The organism is Metamycoplasma neophronis (assembly GCF_006491995.1).
In the GTDB taxonomy this organism is placed as follows: domain Bacteria; phylum Bacillota_I; class Bacilli_A; order Mycoplasmatales; family Metamycoplasmataceae; genus Metamycoplasma; species Metamycoplasma neophronis.
On record NZ_VHHP01000015.1, the window covers coordinates 1 to 2,898 of the forward strand.

1 rRNA gene is annotated in these 2,898 nt (G+C 47.8%); it reads left to right on the forward strand.

The features are described 5' to 3' along the window. Nucleotides 1-2,898: ribosomal RNA gene (locus tag FJR74_RS03050) — 23S ribosomal RNA — on the forward strand.

The following is a 2,898-nucleotide window of genomic DNA, read 5'->3' on the forward strand; positions in this document are numbered from 1 at the left end:
ATTAAACAAGATAAGAGTTTTTGGTGGATGCCTTGGGTCTGGAAGTCGATGAAGGACGTGATTACCTGCGATAAGCCTCGGTTAGCTGGAAATAAGCTGCGATCCGGGGATTTCCGAATGGGGAAACCTAATTGAGCTAATCCTCAATTATCATATCGATGAATACATAGTCGAATGAAGAGACACGCTGTGAATTGAAACATCTCAGTAGCAGCAGGAAGAGAAAATAAAGAATGATTCCCTAAGTAGTGGCGAGCGAACGGGGAACAGCCTAAACCAACACATGTTGTTGGGGTTGTAGGACTACTTACATGAAGTCAAAAAATTTGCGTATAGCAGAATAAGTTGGAACGCTTAAACATAGAGGGTGAAATTCCCGTAAGCGAAATGCGCAAATCTTCAAGTAGCATCCTGAGTAGGGCGGGGCACGTGAAACCCTGTCTGAATCCGCCGGGACCACCCGGTAAGGCTAAATACTAACCAGACACCGATAGTGAACTAGTACCGTGAGGGAAAGGTGAAAAGAACCCCGGGAGGGGAGTGAAATAGATTCTGAAACCAATTACTTACAGTTAGTCAGAGCCCGTTAATGGGTGATGGCGTACATCTTGCAGAATGGACCGGCGAGTTATGTCAGCATGCGAGGTTAAGTGGATTAAAGCGAAGCCGTAGAGAAATCGAGTCTGAATAGGGCGCTTTAGTATGTTGATATAGACCCGAAACCAGGTGATCTACCCATGAGCAGGTTGAAACTTAGGTAACACTAAGTGGAGGACCGAACCGTAGTACGCTAAAAAGTGCCCGGATGACTTGTGGGTAGGGGTGAAATTCCAATCGAACTTGGAGATAGCTGGTTCTCTCCGAAATAGCTTTAGGGCTAGCGTGTAGTGTTAAGTGATGGGGGTAGAGCACTGAATATGGAATGGCGGCGCCTAGCCGTACTGACTATAATCAAACTCCGAATACTATCATGAATTACTATGCAGTCGGTACATCGGTGATAACGTCGATGCACGCGAGGGGAACAACCCAGATCGTCAGCTAAGGTCCCAAAATTGTGTTAAGTCAGAAAGGTTGTGGAGTTTCTTAAACAGCTAGGATGTTGGCTTAGAAGCAGCCACCGTTTAAAGAGTGCGTAATAGCTCACTAGTCGAGAGACTCTGTGCCGATAATTCAACGGGAGTAAAACACAATACCGAAGCTACGGGCATGAAAATGCGTTAGGAGAGCGTTGTAAGGGCGTTGAAGCCAGACCGTGAGGACTGGTGGAGCGCTTACAAGTGAGAATGCCGGTATGAGTAACGATTCAGAGTGAGAATCTCTGACGCCTATTGGGGAAGGTTTCCTGGGCAAGGTTCGTCCACCCAGGGTTAGTCGGGTCCTAAGACGAGGCCGAAAGGCGTAGCCGATGGACAACAGGTTAATATTCCTGTACTTTCTATGAATGTGATGGAGTGACGGGGAAGGATAGTACTACCACTTATTGGATTGTGGGGTAAATAATGACTGGGTCGTGCAGGCAAATCCACACGGCGTAACCGGGAGTTATGATGCATAGCGAAATGGCGACAGAGTAGCGAATTGGATGATTCCATGCCTCTTAAAAAAGCTTCTAACTTAAGTTCACTGAAACCCGTACCGAGAACGGACACACGTCCCCAAGATGAGTATTCTAAGGCGAGCGAGAAAACTATTGTCAAGGAACTCTGCAAATTCATCCCGTAAGTTCGCAAGAAGGGATGCCCACCCTAAAAAGTGGGCCGCAGTGAATAGTAAGGGGGAACTGTTTATCAAAAACACAGCTCTATGCTAAGTCGTAAGACGATGTATATGGGGTGACTCCTGCCCAGTGCCCGAAGGTTAAGCAAAGGTGTTAGCTTATGCGAAGCATTGATGTGAAGCCCGGGTGAACGGCGGCCGTAACTATAACGGTCCTAAGGTAGCGAAATTCCTTGTCGGCTAAATACTGACCTGCACGAAAGGAGTAATTATCTCTTAACTGTCTCGACAATAGACTCGGTGAAATTATGGTTCCGGCGAAGACGCCGGAGACCCGCATCTAGACGAAAAGACCCCGTGGAGCTTTACTATAACTTCATATTGGAGTTTGATTTAACATGTGTAGGATAGGTGGGAGACTGTGATACTTAGACGCTAGTCTAAGTGGAGTCGCCGTTGAAATACCACCCTTGTTACGTTGAACTTCTAACTTGTGCCCGTCATCCGGGCAGAGGACAGTGTGTGGTGGGTAGTTTGACTGGGGCGGTCGCCTCCTAAAGGGTAACGGAGGCGTTCAAAGTTACACTCAATACGGTCAGAAACCGTATCTTAGAGCATAAAGGTAGAAGTGTGATTGACTGCGAGACCTACAAGTCGAGCAGGTGCGAAAGCAGGACTTAGTGATCCGGCGGTTCTTCGTGGAAAGGCCGTCGCTCAACGGATAAAAGCTACCCCGGGGATAACAGGCTTATCTTTCCCAAGAGATCACATCGACGGGAAGGTTTGGCACCTCGATGTCGGCTCATCGCATCCTGGAGCTGGAGTCGGTTCCAAGGGTTGGGCTGTTCGCCCATTAAAGCGGTACGCGAGCTGGGTTCAAAACGTCGTGAGACAGTTTGGTTCCTATCTGATGTGGGCGTTGGAATATTGATGAGAGCTACTCTTAGTACGAGAGGACCGGAGTGGACGCACCGATGGTGTGCCAGTTGTTTCGCCAGAAGCATAGCTGGGTAGCCAAGTGCGGCAGGGATAACCGCTGAAAGCATCTAAGCGGGAAGCCCCCTCAAAGATGAGTATTCCCTTTTAAATTCCTTATAGACTATGAGGTTGATAGGCTGGAGGTGTAAGTGCAGCAATGCATTCAGCTGACCAGTACTAATAAATTGATAGGTTTAATAG